We start from the raw sequence: 2157 nt of genomic DNA on the forward strand, positions 1-2157 counted from the left end.
CCTGCGCCATGTCGACCGTGACCGGCGCACCGGGCGGGCAGAGGTCCACCGCGTCCTCGAGCGCCTCGGCGAGCGCGGGGACGCTGTAGAGGTCCACCTCCCCGTCCAGGAAGAGCACGGGGCCCTGCGGCATCGAGCCCCTGGTCATCGTGAGTCCGGCCATGGCCGACCACTCCCCTTCCGTCCTGGCAGCCCGTGCGTCTACCCAGCGGCGGCCCGCTCCGAACCACGGGGTGCCGCCCGATCGGGAGCGGCCCGGGTCGGGGGATTTCCGCTGCCGCCGGCGGCCCGCATAAGGTCCGGGTACGGAGAAGGGGGAGGGTGTGGGGCGGATCCTGCTGTTGGACGCGGCTCCCGGGGCGCCGCTCGACCGCGAGGTGGAGCGACTGGTCGGGCACGGTCTGGCCGTCACGCTGAACCTGCGGCGGGTGGCCGACCGGGCGTCCGCGGTGGCGGCGTGGGCGGACCGGGTCGAGTTCACCGATGTCGACCCGTTCGACGAAGCGGCACTGATCGGCGAGGTGGTTCGGGGTGGGCGCGGCTACGACGCGCTGAAGTCCCGCGCGGGGGTCCCGCTGCGGGCCGCGTTCCTCGCGGCGGCGACCGACGGGGCGCTGGCCCACCGGCTCCGGGTGATCGGCCGGGCCGGGGCGGGCACCGACCACGTCGACCTGGCGGTCGCGGCCCGACACGGTGTCGCCGTCACCCACACGCCCGGGTCCAACGCGGACGCGGTGGCCGAGTTCGCCCTGGCCCAGCTGCTCTCCCTGACGCGTGACCTGGTGGCGCACAACGGGGCGGCGCACCGGGGCCGGTGGAGCGCACCGTCCGCGCCCGCGGTCGAACTGGGCGACCTGACCCTGGGCATCGCGGGACTCGGCCGGATCGGTCTGGCGCTGGCCGAGCGGGCCCGCCTCCTGGGCATGACCGTCCAGGGGTGGTCGCGGAGCCCGGCCGGGCCACCGGTCCGCCGGGTGGAGTCCCTCGCCGCGCTGCTCGCCACCAGCGACGTGGTGTCCCTGCACCTGCCGCTCACCGCGCACACGGCGGGGCTGATGGGCCGGGCGGAGCTGGCGCTGATGCGGCCCGGGTCGATCCTGCTGAACACCTCGCGCGGCGGCATCGTCGACGAGCAGGCCCTCGCCGACGCGCTGCGCGACCCGGCCCATCCGCTGGCCGCGGCCGCCGTCGACACCTTCGCCCACGAGCACGCCGCGTTCGCCTCTCCGCTGTTCGGCCTCTCCCGGGCCCTGCTCACCCCGCACGTCGCCGGCATGACCGGACGGGCGATGGCCGAGGCGGCCCTGCGCTGCGCCGACCACGTCGCGGCCCTGCTCGCCGGGCGGCCGGACGGCATTCCGGTGGCGGTGCCGCCCGCGCCGGCGAGGAGCGCGTGGTGAGGCGCGTACCGGACGACGATCCGCTGGGCGGCATGCGCCGGCGGCTGGAGGAGGACCTGCTCGGCCACGAGCCCCGGGAGGGGTTCGCGGACCGCTGCTGGGTGCTGCACACCGCCCACGAGGGACGGCGGCGCCTGCGCTGGGGCGACCTGCTGGCGAGGACCGGCAGGCGTCTGGAGGACTGGCGGTACACGCCGTCGTGGCGCGTCTTCGAGGGGCTGCCGCTGCCCGAGGGCTTCGGTCACCCGTCGCTCGGGGAGATCGACCGGGAGTGCCTCGGCCGCCTCGTCGAGGTGGTGGCGCGGCACAGCGCCGACGGGCCGCGCACGGAGTGCTACTGGGCGCAGGCCGCGATCGAGGACGCCTGCGCGCCGGTGCCCGTCCGCCGCGGCCGGCTCGACGAGGCCGTCGCCCACCACGACGCCGGTCCCGGCCGCGGGGGGACCCACAGCACGCAGTTCCCGGCCCACTGGTGGCCGCCGGACCACTCCTGGTTCGTCGTCACCGACTGGGACCTGAGTGCCACCGAGGTCTTCGGCAGCCGTGCCCTGATCGCCGATCTGCTCGCCGACGCCACCCTGGAGGCGGTGCGCCACCCGAGCGTCGCCGAGGTGCAGGACGGCGAGCCGGGGTGGCGCGACACCGGGCACCCCTCCGCCTGAGGGCGGGAGCGGCCTGGTCGACGGCCGGGAGTGGGACGAAGCCTCCTCTCCGTGCGCCTGCCGAGCACCGGGGTGGTCGTCCGGCGCAGGGACGC

The 2157-nt window shown here is 76.6% G+C and carries 2 protein-coding genes; both read left to right on the forward strand.

The window, feature by feature from the left end; translation table 11 throughout:
• The first annotated feature begins 323 nt into the window (after positions 1-323).
• Entirely contained in the window at positions 324-1400 is a 1077-nt protein-coding gene (locus ABZ641_RS34160; RefSeq protein WP_359988210.1) for an NAD(P)-dependent oxidoreductase, read from the forward strand.
• A complete protein-coding gene (locus ABZ641_RS34165; protein ID WP_359988212.1) occupies positions 1397-2062 on the forward strand; it encodes a hypothetical protein in 666 nt (221 codons plus the stop codon). The genes ABZ641_RS34160 and ABZ641_RS34165 overlap by 4 nt, the downstream gene beginning before the upstream one ends.
• Positions 2063-2157: the final 95 nt, after the last annotated feature.

The organism is Kitasatospora sp. NPDC007106, assembly GCF_040634455.1.
GTDB classification, from domain to species: domain Bacteria; phylum Actinomycetota; class Actinomycetes; order Streptomycetales; family Streptomycetaceae; genus Kitasatospora; species Kitasatospora arboriphila.